A 14,247-nucleotide genomic window follows, 5' to 3' on the forward strand; every position below is an offset into this window, starting at 1 on the left:
CACCGTTGACGCCATGCCACTCACCGCACAACGCACCGGGACGGCCGTGCTCCGGCCCGGCGCCCTCGTCCGCGCATCCGGAGGCCCCCGCTACGCCGTCGCGCTGGCCGTGGACGCGCTCGGCACCGGCCTGCTGCGCCCGTTCCTGCTGCTGTACGGAGTGACCGTACTGGACCTCTCGGCGCCGGCCACCGGCACCGCCATGACGGCCGGCATCATCGCGGGCCTGGTGTGCATGCCCGCGGTGGGCCGATGGCTGGACCGGGGCGCACGCAGCACCGTCGTGGCGGCGTCGATGCTCGTACGGGTGCTGGGCGTGGCACTGCTGCTGGCCACCCCGGCGGGACACGTCCAGCCGTTCGCTGCCGCGGCGCTGTTCCTCGGCATCGGCAACCAGGCCTGGCCGGCCGCCCACGCCGTCCTGGTGGCGACGGTCACCCACGGCCGGGAGCGCGACGCCGCCCTCGCGGCGGGCCGCGCCCTGCGCAACGCGGCGCTGGGGGTGGGCGCCCTGGTGGCCACGGCGTGCCTGGCGGGCGGCACCACCGCCCTGCGGGCCCTGGCGGCGGTCACCGGCCTCGCCTACCTCGCCGCGGCGGCCCTGGCCTGGTCGGTCCGCCTCCGCGCGGATGCGGTCCGGGCCGAGGACACCGGCGACGGGCCGGCACCCCGGACCCGGATGCGCGCACTGCTGGCCGCCAACGTCGTCTATGCCTTCTGCCTCAACGTCCCCGAGATCGCGCTCCCGCTGGTCCTGGTGACGCAGCTGCACGCGTCCCCGATGTGGTCGGCCGCCGTCTTCGTGGCCAACACGGTGCTGGTGGTCACCCTTCAGGTCCCGGTGACCGCCGTGCTGTCCCGTTTCCCCCGGCGCACCGTGATGGCCCTCGCCGGCCTCGTCCTCACCGCGTCCTACGTCGGTTTCCTCGGGGCCACCTCACTGGGACACGGCTGGGCCGCCCCGGCGGTGGCCGCGGTGTCCGTGGTCTGCACCCTCGGCGAGATCGTCTACGCCGGCAGCGCCACCGCCCTGGCCACCCACCTCGCCCCGGCCGGCGCCCTGGGCCGCACCCTGGCCCGCTTCGAACTCTCCACGGGCCTCGGCCTGGCCGTCTCCCCGGCAGCCATCACCACCCTGGCCCCCCACGGCCCCACCGCCCTGTGGACCACCCTCGCCACGGCCACCCTCCTCTCGGCCGCGGCGGTCGCCCACTGAACCGATCGCGGGGTCGCAAGTGGTGGAACACTCCAAGATCGACTCGTGAACCTTGTTCCTGCGCGGGTCACTGCCCGCGTGCGGGCCGTCGCAGACTGGCAGGGCGCGTCGGCCGGTCGGTCGCCGCGGTCCCGTTCCGGCCGACCCAAGGACTGCCATCGTGAACGAGCGCGTTCTCACCCCTCGGAACCGAGGGTTCCTCTTCCTCGACTCCCACCCGGCCGGGTGCGCGCAGCTGGTCGCCGACATGTGGCAGGCCTGCCCCGACCCCGCCCCCGCCCCCGCCGGCGGGCCGCTGGGCGACGGGCCGGTCGCGCTGGTCATCGGTTCCTCCGCCGGGTACGGCCTCGCGGCCACGCTCGCCGGACTCAAGCGCGCCGGCATCCGCGGCATCGGCGTGTGCTTCGAGAAGGCGCCCACCGTACGCCGGACCGCGACCGCCGGCTGGTACCGCACCGCCGCCACCGCCGACATCGCCCGCGCCGCCGGACGGGACCTGGTCCTCCTCAACGGCGACGCGTTCTCCGACGCGATGAAGGGCCAGGTCGCCGACCTCATCGAGCAGCGCTTCGGCGGCCGGCTGGACCACCTCGTCTACTCGGTGGCCGCGCCCCGCCGCACCGACCCCGACACCGGCTCCACGTACGCCTCCGTCCTCAAGCCGATCGGCGGTGCCCACCGCACCAAGACCCTCGTCTTCGACGACGAGGGCGTGCCCGAGGTCCGCGAGGTCGAGACCGGGCCGGCCGAGGGCGACGACGTGGAGCAGACCGTCGCCGTGATGGGTGGCGCGGACTGGGAGCGCTGGATCGACCACCTCGCCGGACGCGGCCTGCTCGCCGACGGGTTCTCCACCGCCGCGCTCTCGTACATCGGCTCGCCGCTGACGGCGGCGATCTACCGGCAGGGCACCATCGGCGCCGCCAAGGCACATCTGGAAGCCGCCGCCCGCACCCTCGACGAGCGGCTCGCCAAGACGGTGGGCGGGCGGGCCGTGACCTCCGTCAACGGCGCCGCCGTCACCCAGTCCTCCACCGCGATCCCCGGCATCGCCCTGTACACCGGCCTGCTGCGCGGCGTCCTCGGTGACGGCCTCGTCCCGCCGGTCCACCAGCTCGCCGACCTGTGGGACCAGCTCACCGGCGCCGCCCCGCTCGCCCTGGACGACGAGGGCCGTGTCCGCCTGGACACGTTTGAACTGGCCGACGAGGTCCAGGCCGCCGTCGCCGAACGCTGGGAGAGCGCCACCACGCGGACCATCGCCGACCTGGCCGACCTCGACTGGTTCCGCTCCGAGGTCCGACGCCTCTACGGCTTCTCCGTACCCGGCATCGACTACGCCGCCCCCGTCGACACCGACGTTCCCTGGCCCGGCCACACCCCCTGACACACCCTCGGCCACGCCCCCTGACACACCCCCGGCCACGCCCCCGGCCACACCCCCTGACATCCGCCCGTCGCGGCGCCGGTCACCGCGGCAGCACCCAGCCCGGCACCCACGTCCCGGCGGCGGCAGCGGTGTCGGGCTCGCCGCCGGGCCCGGCCGTCGTGGCGGCGAGGTGCGCGCGCAGGGTGCCCAGCGCCGGGTGGGGGTTGTCCCGGTGCCACAGCAGCGAGTGCGGGTAGACCGGCGTCGGGTCGGTCACCGGGATGCGGCGCAGGCCGTGGCCGGTGGGCCACACGAGGCGCGTGTGCTCACCCATGAAGGTGGCCAGGGCCGGGGTGTCGGCGATGGTGTCGAGGAGCGCGTCGGAACCGAAGTTGGGACCGGTCGCCTCGATGGTGAGGCCGAACTCCGCGACGAGGTCGTCGTAGTAGGCCGCCCACTCGGTGCCGGGGACGATGCCGGGCATCCAGATCCGGTGTCCGGCGAGCCGGGCGAGGGCCACCGACCGCGCGCCCGCCAGCGCGTGGTCGGGGCCGGTCAGGAGCTGGAGCGGCTCGTCGGCCACCCGGACGGACTCGATGTCCTCGGGCAGGGGCCGGCCCGGTGCTGCGACGGCGCGGAAGGAGGCGTCGATCGCCCCGGAGCGGACCGCGGCGACGGCCGTCTCGATGTCGAACAGCGTCACCACGTCGAGTTCGATCCCCGGGTACGCGCGGTGGAACCCCCGCAGCAGGCCCGACGCCGCACCCCGCAGGTTGATCACGTCGACGCGCAGCGGCCGGCTGCCGGTCCGCACGGACGCCACCGCGCGCTCCGCGACGCGCAGCAGTTCGCGCGCGTGGGGCAGGAACGCCTGCCCGTCGATGGTGAGTTCGGCGCCGCGCGCGGTACGGAGGAACAGCCGCACACCGAGGCTGCGCTCCAGCGCGGCGATGCGCTTGGAGACGGCCTGCTGGGTGACGGCCAGCTCCGCGGCGGCCTCCTGGAACTGCCCCGCTTCAGCGGCGGCGACGAAGGTCCGGACGGCGTCGAGATCCATGCCCCCACCCTATGTGCACAACCTTTGGTTGTGGGTCGGAGGCCCGCGGTTGTTTGATCGCAGGGCCCGGCGCTCGCTTTGATGGATCCGATCGCGGATCGGTTGTACGGGTGAACGGCGGCGCCAGGCCCGCGGCGAGGGGAGAGGGGCGGTATCGGGTATGCGGGGCGGACACCGGCTGGGGCGACGGTTCGGGTGGCTCTGGGGAGCGTACGGAACCAGCGCGCTCGGCACGTGGCTCGCCTTCGGCGCGTTCCCGCTGATCGCCCTCCGGGTGCTGCACGCCGGACCGGCCGAGGTCGCCGCGCTGTCCTCCGTGGGCGCTGCGGTCGGTGCGGCCGTGGCGGTGCCGCTCGGCCCGTGGGTGGAGTTCCGCCGCAAACGGCCGGTGCTGATCTCGATGGACCTGGTGCGGTGCGCCGCGCTGCTGACGATCCCCGCCGCGTACGCACTCGGCGTGCTCACCTTCCTCCAGCTCCTGCTGGTCTCGGTCGTCGTCGCGGCCGCCGACATCACCTTCCGCGCCGCCTCCGGCGCGTACCTGAAGACGCTGCTGCCGGCCGAGGACCTGCTCGTCGCGAACGCCCGGTTCGAGTCCACGGCCTGGACGACCACGATCCTCGGACCGCCGCTGGGCGGCGCGGCGATCGGGCTGCTCGGCCCCGTCGCGACGGTGGCGGCCGACGCGGTCAGCCACCTGCTCTCGGCCCTGGGCATCCGCGCGATGGGCGGGCACGAACCGCACCCCGAGCACCCCGAGCACCCCGAGCGCCCCGAGCGCCGGGAGCCGCCGCGCATGCGGGCCGGGGACCTGCTGCACGGCTGGCGCCACATCCTGGCCGACGCGACGCTGCGCCCGCTGTTCCTCAACACCGTCCTGTTCAACGGCCTGGTGATGGCGACACAGCCGCTGCTGGCCGTCCTGATGCTCGGCCGGCTCGGGTTCACGCCGTGGCAGTACGGCCTCGCCTTCGCCGCGCCCTCGGTCGCCGGGCTGCTCGGCTCCCGGCTGGCCCGGCCGCTCGCCACCCGGTTCGGGCAGCACCGGGTCCTGGCCGTGGCCGGTTCCCTGCGCGCGGTCTGGCCCGTCGGCCTGGCCTTCCCGGGCCCGGGCACCGCGGGGCTGCTCCTCGTCATCGGCATCGAACTCGGACTCGTCTTCTGCTGCGGCGTCTTCAACCCCGTCCACGCCACCTACCGCCTCCGGTGCACCCCGGCCGACCGGGTCGCCCGCACCCTGTCCGCCTGGGCGGTGACGACCAAGGCCTCGACCGCACTCCTCACCGCCGTCTGGGGCGTACTGGCCGCCCTGCTCGGCCCCCGCACGGCGATCGGCCTGGCCGGAGTCCTCGTACTGGCGACCCCGCTGCTGCTCCCGGGCCGCGCGTCGACCCAGCTGAGGGCTGACCGTTGACCTTGCCGCTGGCGGCAGGGTTGCACGATGACCGGCATGAACAGCACGAGCAGCACGAGCAGCACGCACAGCACGCACAGCACGAGCGGCAGGGTCGTCGTGGTCACCGGAGCGGGCAGCGGCATCGGCCGGGCCACCGCCCACGCCTTCGCCGCCGAGGGCGCCCACGTGATCGCGACCGGACGCAGGAGCGAACCGCTCGCGAAGACCGCGGCCGGGCACGACCGGATCACACCGCTGCCCGCCGACATCACCGCGGAGGGCGAGCCCGAGCGGATCGTCCGCGCGGTGGTGGAGCGGCACGGCCGACTGGACGTGCTGGTCAACAACGCCGGCATCGTGCGCAGCGGCGCCCTCGGCACGCTGACGCCGGACATGATCAGTGCTCAGCTCGCCACCAACCTCATCGCCCCCGTCCTGCTGGCCCAGGCGGCACTGCCGTTGCTGGAGACATCGAGCGGGGTGATCGTCAACGTCAGTACGTCGGTTGGGCAGCGGGGGTGGCCCGGCAACTCGGTCTACGCGGCGACCAAGACCGCCGTGGAACTGCTGACCCGGAGCTGGGCGGTCGAGCTGGCACCCCGGGGGATCCGGGTGGTGGCCGTCGCCCCCGGCGCGATCGACACCCCCATCGGCGAGCACCAGGGCCTGACGCCGCAGCGCAGGGCCGCGGTCCGCCAGTGGCAGCTGGAGCACACCCCGCTGGCCCGGATCGGCCGCCCCGAAGAGGTGGCGTGGGCGATCACCCGGCTCGCCGCGCCGGACGCGTCGTTCGTCACCGGCGTGGTCCTCCCCGTCGACGGGGGAGCGGTGGTGGCGTGATAGGAGTGGCGGGGGAGGTGGAACGGGTGCGGATCGGTGAGCTGGCCACGGAGACGGGGACGACCGCTCGTGCGCTGCGGCACTACGAACAGGCGGGGCTGATCTCCTCGGAGCGGGCCGCCAACGGCTACCGCATCTACGACGAGCGGGCCGTGGTGCGGGTTCGCAACATCCGTCACCTGCTGGCCGCCGGGCTCACCCTGGACGACGTGCACGTGTTCCTGCCGTGCCTGGACGGCGACGTGGCGGCCGCACCGCCCTCGGAGAAGGGCCTGCGGGTCGCGCTGGAACGGCTGGCGGTCCTCGACGACCGGATCGCCGCCCAGACCGAAGCGCGTGACCGCCTGGCCACCGCCCTCCGGGTACAGACCGGCAACCACGCCCACCCCGCGCCCTGACCGCGGACCCACGACCCGAACGACCCGAGCGCTCGACGAAGGCCCCCGACGCGAACGCCACCGGGGGCGGCCCCACCGGCCTCGGCATCCGGAGGAACCCTCGCACGCGGGCACGGTGCCTCCGAACCGTCCGGTCATGCCCGGGCGAACCGGTCGAGGGCTCCCAGGACATGGGTGCGCGTCGCGGCGTTGCCCAGGTGGCCCGCGTCGGCCACGACGGTCAGCTCAGCGTCCGGCCAGGCACGGGCCAGTTCCCAGGCGGTGTCGAGCGGCCCCGCCAGGTCGAGCCTGCCGTGGACCAGTACGCCGGGGATGCCGGCCAGACGGTCGGCGTCGCGCAGCAGCGCGCCCTCCTCCAGCCAGGCGCCGTGGGAGAAGTAGCGGGAGCAGATGCGCACGAGGGCCAGCTGCGCGGCCGGCGGACGGTCGCCGTACGGGTGGTGGGCGCCGTTCGTCTCCCCGGAAAGGACCGCGTCCTCCCAGGCGCACCAGTCGGCCGTTGCCTTCTCCCGTACCGCGGCGTCCGGGTGCTCCATGAGGCGCGCGTACGCCGCGACGACGTCCCCGTCCCGCGGTGTGCCGGGGGCTCCCGCCAGGAAGCGCTCCCATTGCTCGGGGAAGAACCGGCCCGCGCCCCGGTAGAGCCAGTCGATCTCGGAACGCCGGGTGGTGGTGACACCGGAGATGACGATCTCCGACACCCGCTCGGCGTGCGTCTCGGCATAGGCCAGGATCAGCGTGGAACCCCACGAGCCGCCGTACAGCAGCCAGCGGTCGATCCCCAGGTGCTCGCGCAGCCGTTCCATGTCGGAGATCAGGTGCCGGGTGGTGTTGTGCCGCATGTCGGTCAGCGGGTCGCTCGCGTGCGGGAGGCTGCGTCCGCAGCCGCGCTGGTCGAACAGGACGACGCGGTACCGGTCCGGGTCGAAGTACCGGCGCGCCGCGGCGCTGCACCCCGAACCCGGGCCGCCGTGGACGACGAGCGCCGGCTTGCCGCCGGGATTCCCGCAGACCTCCCAGTACACGAGGTTGCCGTCGCCGACATCGAGCATTCCCGTCTCGTACGGCTCGATCGGCGGGAAGAGCCCGCACGAGGGCAACGCCCTTCCATTTCCTGACGGGTTCCCGTCCGCGGTGGCTGCAGTCATGCAGCCCATCCTGCCCGCGCCCACCGGCACACCTGCCGCCACCCGTCCGGCCGGGCACGTGGCCGAGCGCACACTCACGTTCCGGGATCCGTCGGTGGTGGCCATGGCACGGGCCTTGCCGCGCGCGGTCCTTGGGCATGTTCAACCCCGCCCTCACGGCCCGGAGCGCCGCGTTCTCCGTGTCCCCGCGGACGGACGCGGGGCACGTGCGCTCCTCCGCCGGGGTGGTTCCCCGGGCTTTCGCGGCCGGCGTACGGCACGGCCCCCGGGCGCGGGCCGGGTCCCGTACGAAGCTGTGCGCTGCTCCCCGCACCACCCCGCCAGGCCGGAGGTCCGCACGCCCATGACCCACGCACATCTGACACCGGCGGTACGGCGGCGCCGGCCGGGCAGGACGGCCGCGGCGGCGGCCGTGCTCGGCATGACGCTCGCGCTCGTACTCGCGCTGTCCGGAGCGGCGTCGGCCGCGCCGGGCGATCCGGATCCGGCCTTCGGCACCGGCGGCCGCGTCACCACCTCCTTCCCCGGCCACGCCGAGGGCCACGACATCGCACGGCAGGCCGACGGCAAGCTGGTCGTGGCGGGCCTCAGCGAGGGCGGCTTCGCGCTCGCCCGGTACGGCACCAACGGCAGCCTCGACCCGTCCTTCGGCGCCGCCGGTACGGTGACCAGTGACTTCGGCGGCGCCGACTCAGCGAACGCGGTGGCGATCCAGCCCTCGGACGGGAAGATCGTCGTGGTGGGCACCACCCAGGTCGTCGCGGAGGAGGGCGGCGGCTGCTGCTTCTTCTCGGTGGCCCGCTACAACACCGACGGCAGCCTGGACACCGGCTTCGGCAACGGCGGCCTGGTACGGGTCGACGAGTTCGGCGGCTCCGCAGACGGCGCGGACGTGGCGGTGCAGCCCGACGGCAAGATCATCGCCGCGGGCAAGGGCGCCGGCGGCGGCTTCGCCCTGGTCCGCCTCGACAGCGGCGGACACCTGGACCCCACCCTCGGCGGCGACGGCGCGGTGGTCGCGGGATTCACGCCCGCCTCGCCCCAGGACGCCGGCGGCACGGTCCGCGGCATGGCCCTCCAGCCGGACGGGAAGATCGTCTCCGTCGGGTACGTGGGCAACACCGCGTTCGACATCGGAGTGGCCCGGTACAACGCCGACGGCAGCCTGGACACGACCTTCAGCGGCGACGGCATGGTGACCGCGGACTTCGGCGGCACCGAGTTCGGCAACGCCGTGGCGGTCCAGCCAGACGGCAAGATCGTCGCGGCGGGCGACGGCGGCGCCGCCATCGCCCTCCTGCGCTACAACGCGAACGGAACCCCCGACACCGGATTCGGCACCGGCAACGGGCGCACCTCGGTCCGGTTCCCCGGCGACGGCGGCACCGCGAACGCCATGGCGCTCCAGCCGAACGGAAAGATCGTCCTCGCCGGCCTGGCCGACGACCCCAGCAGCTCCGAGGCCAACGACTTCGGCCTGGTCCGCTTCAACCCCAACGGCACCGTGGACACGGGCTTCAGCGGCGACGGCTTCGCGGTCACCGGCTTCGGGGACTACGACGAGGCGCGCGCCGTGCTCGTCCAGCCGGACGGCAACATCGTCGCGGCCGGCTACGGGGCGGGCTACGCCTTCGCCCTCGCCCGCTACCAGGGCGGCGACGGAGCGCCTCCGCCCCCGCCGCCGAGCGCGGACCTGGCGGTGACGAAGACCGGTACGGCCACCGTGAGCATCGGCGACCGCGCCTCGTACACGGTGACCGTCTCCAACGCCGCGGCCTCCACCGCGACCGCCACCGGCGTCACCCTGACGGACACGCTCTCCGGCGCAGCCGCGAGCCTCGTCTCCGCCACCCCCTCGCAGGGCACCTGTACGACCACGGCCACCGGGGCCAACTGCGCCCTCGGCTCCCTGGCCCCGGGCGCGAGCGCCACGGTCACGGTGACGGCCGAGCCCCGCGCCACCGGCACGCTCACCGACACGGCCACCGTCGCCGCCATCCAGCAGGACCCGGCGACCGCCGACAACAGGGCCACGGCGACCACCTCGGTCAACAACGCCCGCGGCTGCACGATTATCGGCACCAGCGGCGCGGACACGCTGACCGGCGGCTACTCCAACGACGTGATCTGCGCCCTCGGCGGCAACGACACCGTCCGTGCGGGCTACGGCAACGACACGGTGTACGGCGGCGAGGGCAACGACAACATCGACGGCGGCTTCGGCGACGACACCCTGAACGGCGGCCCGGGCAACGACACCCTGACCGGCTACTACGGCAACGACCGCCTCACCACCACCGACGGCGTCGCGGGCAACGACACCGCCAACGGCGGCACCGGCACCGACACCTGCACCACCGACCCCGGCGACATCCGCATCAGCTGCCCCTGATCCCGATCCCGATCCAGATCCCGATCCTGATCCCGATCCCCGGTCGGACGGCCGCCCGCGCGTCCGGGAGCCGTCGCCAACTGCACGCAGCACGCAGCACGCAGCACGCAGCGCGCACACGGCGACGGCTCCCGCGCATCCGGCATGAAACCGCACGGCCGACGTCGGCGTCCCTCCCTGCATCCGCAAGATCACGAATGCTGACGGAGGACCCGCCGATGCCCGCAACAGCCGCCCGTTACCTCTACCTCGCACGGCACGGCGAGGCTTCGGCCGACGAGAGCGAGCTGACGGACGCCGGGCGCCGCCAGGCCACCCTGCTCGGCGAGCGGCTCGTCGGCACACCGCTGGCCGCCGTCCACCACGGTCCCCTGCCCCGCGCGGCGCAGACGGCGCGCCTGGTCTGCGACCAGCTGGACGGCGTACCGCTGGAGGAGTCGAAGCCGGCCGGGGACTACATCCCGTACGTGCCCCGGCGGGAGGAACTGCCCCCGGTCTCGGCCGATGCCATGCTGGCCCGTCTGGCGCTGTTCCCCGCCGAGGAGCGCGAGGGCGGTCCGGCCCTGGCGCAGGCGGCGCTGGCCCGGTTCACCGGACCCGTCGAGGGCGACGTACCGCGCCACGAGCTGGTCGTGACCCACAACTTCCTGATCGGCTGGCTCGTCCGGGACGCCCTCGACGCGCCGAACTGGCGCTGGTTGGGACTCAACCACGGCAACGCCGCACTGACGGTCATCCGCTACGCCCCCGACCGGCCCGCCGCGGTGCTCTTCCACAACGACATGGGCCACCTCCCCGAAGACCTCCGCTGGACCGGCTTCCCGCCGGAGCTCCGGGCCTGAGGACGCCGGGCCGGCGGCTGCGCGGGCGGCTGCGCGGGCGGACGGGCGGGCGGGCGGCTGCGCGGGCGGACGGGGGAGAATCCCCTCATGACGCGCTCCGCACCGGAACCCGGCAACGACGGCGGGTACCTCCTCGACAACGCACAGCCCGAGGCGGGCACCCGGTTCGAGGCGCTCGGCGAGCTCTTCGACCCCACGACCTTCCGGCACGTCGAGGCCCTGGGGATCGCCCCGGGCTGGCGGTGCTGGGAGGTCGGTGCGGGCGGCTCCTCGGTGGTGACGTGGCTGGCCGACCGCGTCGGCCGGACCGGGCGGGTGGTGGCGACCGACATCGACACCTCCTGGGCCTCCCGGGCCGCGGGTGACGTCATCGAGGTGCTGCGCCACGACGTGGGCCGGGACGAGCCCCCGGGCGGCGGCTTCGACCTCGTCCACGCGCGGCTGGTGCTCGTCCACGTGCCCGACCGGGACCGCGCCCTGCGCGCCATGGCCGGCGCCCTGCGGCCGGGCGGGTGGCTGCTGGTCGAAGACGCCGATCCGGCGTCACAGCCGCTGCTCTGCCTGGACGAGTACGGGCCCGAACAGGCCCTGGCCAACAGACTGCGCACCGGATTCCGCACGCTGATGGCCGCCCGCGGCGTCGACCTGGCCTACGGACGCAAGCTGCCCCGGCTGCTGCGCGGGGCGGGACTGGCCGACGTCAGCGCGGACGCCTACTTCCCGGTCACCTCACCGGCCTGCGACGCCCTGGAGGCGGCGACGGTCAGGCAGGTACGGGACCGGCTCGTCGAGGCGGGCCTCGCCACGGACGAGGAGATCGACCGGCATCTCGCGGCGGTCGCGTCGGGCCGCCTCGACCTCACGACCTCACCCATGATCTCCGCCTGGGGCCGCCGCCCCTGACGGACCGTTCAGAACGTCCACCGCGTGTGCGTGTACACGCCGTCGTCCCGGCCGAAGCCGTAGGCCGTGGCCGGGGTCACCGCGAAGACCACCACGTTCCCCTTCCGGAACGCGTCCCCGATCCCATGGAAGGTGCCCTCGGGCGAGGTGATGTGCGACGTGTACTTCGCCTCGTACGCCGCGATCACCTGCTCCAGCACCGCCGGATCGGTGACCTGCTCGGCCGTGCCCTCGACCACGAGGTCGAGCCCTTCGGTGAGCGAGTTCCCGCCGGTGGTCAGCGCACAGTGCCCGTGGTGAGCGAGGTTCTTCGCCTTCTGCTCCTCCGCACCGGTCGAGAAGTACACCGCCCCGTCGTGCCAGGCGGCGATCACCGGAGTGACGTGCAGCCGGCCGTCCGGTCGCACCGTGGACACCCAGAAGATCTCGGCGGTCTCCAACTGCCGTCGCGCCTCGGCCCAGTCGGTGGCGCTGACGTCCGCGGCCCCCGGGCGCGGATTGAGCGCGGAGCTGTAGCGGGCGTCGAGCTCGGTGGCCGTGGGTTGTTCCTTCGCGGGTCCCTGCGCTGTCATGGGGACCTCCTTCCTCCCCCGGTAACGACGGGACGCCCGCGCGGAAACCGGCGGGAGGCCCGCTTTCGCCCGTACGCCGCCGCCCGCGTCTTCGGAAGCCTCGCGTTGCAGTGCCGGGCCGGCCCCCTCCCCGGGCCGCCCGGGCCGGGGTCCCGGAGCCGGCCTCTCCAGGCCTGCCCGGGCCTCCTGGACCGGCCTCCCCAGGCCTGCCAGGCCTCCCGGGCCGGTCAGCGTGGCCGCAGGCCGTCGAAGACCACGTCGAAGATCCGCTCGCGCGCCGCCGGGTCCGCGCCGAGCTGCTCAAGCGTCGCGCCCGTACCGACCAGCAGGGCGAGCAGCTCCGGCAGTCCCAGATCCGGGCGGATCTGCCCGCCCCGCTGTGCCCGGGACAGCAGGCCGGCCAGCCTGGCCTGGATCTCCCCGGTCGGCTCCCGCAACGCCGCGTGCACGTCCACACCGGCCGCGGCGAGCGCCTGGGCGAACTCGTTCTTGCCCGCCGACTGTTCCACCACCAGCCGGAAGCAGGCGAAGAGGGCCTCGGCCGGTTCGGCCGGATCGGCTCGGTCCGCCAGCTGTGCGGTCATGGCCGCCATCGCTTCGAGCCTGCGCACCATCACCGCCTCCAGCAGCGCCTCCTTGGTGGGGAAGTGCCTGAAGAGCGTGCCGACGCCGACCCCGGCGGCCCGGGCGATCTGCTCGGTCGGCACGCCGACGCCGCGGGTGGTGAACACCTCCGTGGCGACGTCGAGCACCTTGGCCCGGTTGCGGGCCGCGTCGGCCCGCAGCGGCCGCTCCTGAGCGCCACTCATCCTCTTCCGCCTTCCCTGGACTGGTCGTCCGGGAGACCGACGACCCGGAGGTGGTGGTCGCGGAGTGGGACTACGAGGTGCACCACCGGGCGACGGGACGCTCGTTCGTGGCCGCCAACATCCAGGTACTGCGGGTCCGCGACGGCCTGATCGTCAGCAGCCGGGACTTCCACGACCACCTGGCCCTCGTGGTGGCCGGCGGCCGCCTGCCCGAGCTGGTGCAGGCGCTGGAGGCCCACTGAGCGCTGCCGCACGGGGAGCCGTCACAGCGGGCGTCCCTCGCGGAGGTAGACCGTCGTGCCGGACCGGGCGGCGGTGTGGAGGGCGGTCAGGGTCTGGAGGCCGGCGGCGAGCGGGGTGTCCCGCAGGTCGTCCAGGTGCTTGAACGCGTGGCGGTCGTGCTCGTCGCTCAGCCGGATGGGCCGCTCGCCCGTGTGGACGCCGCCGTGGAAGAAGTAGTCGATCACGGGGCCGGTGTTCTCGACGTCGACGCGGTGGTCCGTGCCGATCAGCCTTGGCACATCGGCCAGTTCGACCCCCGTCTCCTCGCTCGTCTCCCGCCGCGCCGCCGCCCACGGGTCCTCGCCGTGGTCGAGCATCCCGCCCGGCAGCCACCACCGTCCCGACACGGGCGTGCCGGGGCCGTACCGGAGCAGGAGGACGCGGCCGTCGGGGTCCAGCAGCAGGACGCAGGAGGCCACGACCGTCTGCGGCAGCGTCTTGACCCACTCCTCTCGGGGAATCCACACGTCACGCCTCCGGGACGGGGGTGGTGGCGGCCAGGGTGCGGGCGGCGGTCTTCTCCAGGTGCGCGGTGAACAGGGCGGCCGGGTCCGCGACGCCGAGCCGGTGCAGCGTGACCATGGCCGTGACCAGGACGTCGCACACCTCCGACTCCACGTCCTGCCACGAGTGGGACCGGCCCTTGCGGGGGTTGGTCCCGGTGGCGCCGATGACCGCCTGGGCGGCCTCGCCGAACTCCTCCCCGATCTTGAGCACTTGCAACACCTTGCGCTGCTCGGCGGGAACATGGGCGGCGGCCTCGTCGAAGAAGACGGCGAGCTCCCCGGTGACGTCCCAGGCGTTCTGCTCCACGATGGTTCCTTTCGTCCGGCTGTCGTTCGGTCTCGGCCCTGTGAACGAACAAGAGGGCGTCCGGGATGCAGCGTCGCCGGGCACGGGTGGCTGGATGACGCGGTGTCCGACTCCCCCCATGAACCATGGCCGCCCGGCATCGCGTTCAACCCGGCGGCGCCTCCCGTGTACCGCTGGCTGAATTGCGCCTTCACCACTGTTCGCCGGCCG

General features: G+C 74.2%; 15 protein-coding genes. 9 read left to right on the top strand and 6 right to left on the bottom strand.

The window, feature by feature from the left end; all coding sequences use genetic code 11:
* Positions 1–13: 13 nt before the first annotated feature.
* Positions 14–1,216 (top strand): MFS transporter, encoded by a 1,203-nt coding sequence (locus ACIPK4_RS26750; protein ID WP_402316742.1) that lies wholly within the window; start codon positions 14–16, stop codon positions 1,214–1,216.
* 160 nt (positions 1,217–1,376) lie between these two features.
* Entirely contained in the window at positions 1,377–2,603 is a 1,227-nt protein-coding gene (gene fabV / locus ACIPK4_RS26755; protein WP_402316745.1) for an enoyl-[acyl-carrier-protein] reductase FabV, read from the top strand.
* Positions 2,604–2,685: 82 nt separating this feature from the next.
* Here fabV and ACIPK4_RS26760 read toward each other — a convergent pair whose 3' ends face one another.
* Positions 2,686–3,642: a LysR family transcriptional regulator gene (locus ACIPK4_RS26760; protein WP_402316747.1), complete on the bottom strand. Its 957-nt coding sequence runs from the start codon at positions 3,640–3,642 to the stop codon at positions 2,686–2,688.
* A gap of 160 nt (positions 3,643–3,802) precedes the next feature.
* Between ACIPK4_RS26760 and ACIPK4_RS26765 the strand changes: the two genes are divergently transcribed.
* Genes ACIPK4_RS26765 through ACIPK4_RS26775 form a run of 3 tightly spaced genes read left to right on the top strand, consistent with a single transcriptional unit; the run spans position 3,803 to position 6,276 of the window.
* The gene (locus ACIPK4_RS26765) at positions 3,803–5,056 is read left to right on the top strand and encodes an MFS transporter (protein ID WP_402316750.1); all 1,254 of its coding nucleotides are present in this window, start codon (positions 3,803–3,805) and stop codon (positions 5,054–5,056) included.
* A gap of 27 nt (positions 5,057–5,083) precedes the next feature.
* Positions 5,084–5,878 (top strand): SDR family NAD(P)-dependent oxidoreductase, encoded by a 795-nt coding sequence (locus ACIPK4_RS26770; RefSeq protein ID WP_402316753.1) that lies wholly within the window; start codon positions 5,084–5,086, stop codon positions 5,876–5,878.
* A 26-nt stretch (positions 5,879–5,904) separates the two neighbouring features.
* Positions 5,905–6,276, top strand: coding sequence for a MerR family transcriptional regulator (locus ACIPK4_RS26775; protein ID WP_402316892.1), 372 nt, complete (start codon positions 5,905–5,907; stop codon positions 6,274–6,276).
* Positions 6,277–6,410: 134 nt separating this feature from the next.
* Here the strand turns inward: ACIPK4_RS26775 and pip are convergent, their stop codons facing one another.
* Entirely contained in the window at positions 6,411–7,424 is a 1,014-nt protein-coding gene (gene pip, locus ACIPK4_RS26780) for a prolyl aminopeptidase (RefSeq protein ID WP_402316756.1), read from the bottom strand.
* Positions 7,425–7,767: 343 nt separating this feature from the next.
* On the opposite strand from pip, the gene ACIPK4_RS26785 reads away from it, so the two are divergent.
* The 3 genes from ACIPK4_RS26785 (at position 7,768) to ACIPK4_RS26795 (ending at position 11,561) form a co-directional block, all read left to right on the top strand.
* Positions 7,768–9,816, top strand: a complete 2,049-nt coding sequence (locus ACIPK4_RS26785; RefSeq protein ID WP_402316759.1) for a calcium-binding protein — start codon at positions 7,768–7,770, stop codon at positions 9,814–9,816.
* Positions 9,817–10,034: 218 nt separating this feature from the next.
* Positions 10,035–10,658, top strand: a complete 624-nt coding sequence (locus tag ACIPK4_RS26790; RefSeq protein ID WP_402316761.1) for a histidine phosphatase family protein — start codon at positions 10,035–10,037, stop codon at positions 10,656–10,658.
* 87 nt (positions 10,659–10,745) lie between these two features.
* On the top strand, positions 10,746–11,561 hold the full coding sequence (locus tag ACIPK4_RS26795; protein ID WP_402316764.1) for a class I SAM-dependent methyltransferase: 816 nt from the start codon (positions 10,746–10,748) through the stop codon (positions 11,559–11,561).
* Positions 11,562–11,569: 8 nt separating this feature from the next.
* Here ACIPK4_RS26795 and ACIPK4_RS26800 read toward each other — a convergent pair whose 3' ends face one another.
* Positions 11,570–12,133, bottom strand: coding sequence for a pyridoxamine 5'-phosphate oxidase family protein (locus ACIPK4_RS26800; RefSeq protein ID WP_402316766.1), 564 nt, complete (start codon positions 12,131–12,133; stop codon positions 11,570–11,572).
* 227 nt (positions 12,134–12,360) lie between these two features.
* A complete protein-coding gene (locus ACIPK4_RS26805) occupies positions 12,361–12,942 on the bottom strand; it encodes a TetR/AcrR family transcriptional regulator (RefSeq protein ID WP_402316769.1) in 582 nt (193 codons plus the stop codon).
* 50 nt (positions 12,943–12,992) lie between these two features.
* Between ACIPK4_RS26805 and ACIPK4_RS26810 the strand changes: the two genes are divergently transcribed.
* Positions 12,993–13,184, top strand: coding sequence for a nuclear transport factor 2 family protein (locus tag ACIPK4_RS26810; protein WP_402316772.1), 192 nt, complete (start codon positions 12,993–12,995; stop codon positions 13,182–13,184).
* Positions 13,185–13,205: 21 nt separating this feature from the next.
* On the opposite strand, the gene ACIPK4_RS26815 is transcribed toward ACIPK4_RS26810, so the two are convergent.
* Both ACIPK4_RS26815 and ACIPK4_RS26820 read right to left on the bottom strand, forming a co-directional pair.
* On the bottom strand, positions 13,206–13,691 hold the full coding sequence (locus ACIPK4_RS26815; protein WP_402316773.1) for an NUDIX hydrolase: 486 nt from the start codon (positions 13,689–13,691) through the stop codon (positions 13,206–13,208).
* Position 13,692: 1 nt separating this feature from the next.
* Complete coding sequence (locus tag ACIPK4_RS26820; protein ID WP_402316776.1) at positions 13,693–14,037, bottom strand: MazG-like family protein; 345 nt, start codon at positions 14,035–14,037, stop codon at positions 13,693–13,695.
* Between the last annotated feature and the right edge of the window lie 210 nt (positions 14,038–14,247).

The organism is Streptomyces sp. NPDC086989, assembly GCF_044745505.1.
Lineage (GTDB): Bacteria > Actinomycetota > Actinomycetes > Streptomycetales > Streptomycetaceae > Streptomyces.

Coding starts and splice junctions, on each gene's coding strand:
- ACIPK4_RS26795 (WP_402316764.1), top strand. CDS start 10,746: ATGACGCGCTCCGCACCGGAACCCGGCAACGACGGCGGGTACCTCCTC.
- ACIPK4_RS26785 (WP_402316759.1), top strand. CDS start 7,768: ATGACCCACGCACATCTGACACCGGCGGTACGGCGGCGCCGGCCGGGC.
- ACIPK4_RS26770 (WP_402316753.1), top strand. CDS start 5,084: ATGACCGGCATGAACAGCACGAGCAGCACGAGCAGCACGCACAGCACG.
- ACIPK4_RS26800 (WP_402316766.1), bottom strand. CDS start 12,133: ATGACAGCGCAGGGACCCGCGAAGGAACAACCCACGGCCACCGAGCTC.
- ACIPK4_RS26790 (WP_402316761.1), top strand. CDS start 10,035: ATGCCCGCAACAGCCGCCCGTTACCTCTACCTCGCACGGCACGGCGAG.
- ACIPK4_RS26750 (WP_402316742.1), top strand. CDS start 14: ATGCCACTCACCGCACAACGCACCGGGACGGCCGTGCTCCGGCCCGGC.
- ACIPK4_RS26760 (WP_402316747.1), bottom strand. CDS start 3,642: ATGGATCTCGACGCCGTCCGGACCTTCGTCGCCGCCGCTGAAGCGGGG.
- ACIPK4_RS26805 (WP_402316769.1), bottom strand. CDS start 12,942: ATGAGTGGCGCTCAGGAGCGGCCGCTGCGGGCCGACGCGGCCCGCAAC.
- pip (WP_402316756.1), bottom strand. CDS start 7,424: ATGACTGCAGCCACCGCGGACGGGAACCCGTCAGGAAATGGAAGGGCG.
- ACIPK4_RS26765 (WP_402316750.1), top strand. CDS start 3,803: ATGCGGGGCGGACACCGGCTGGGGCGACGGTTCGGGTGGCTCTGGGGA.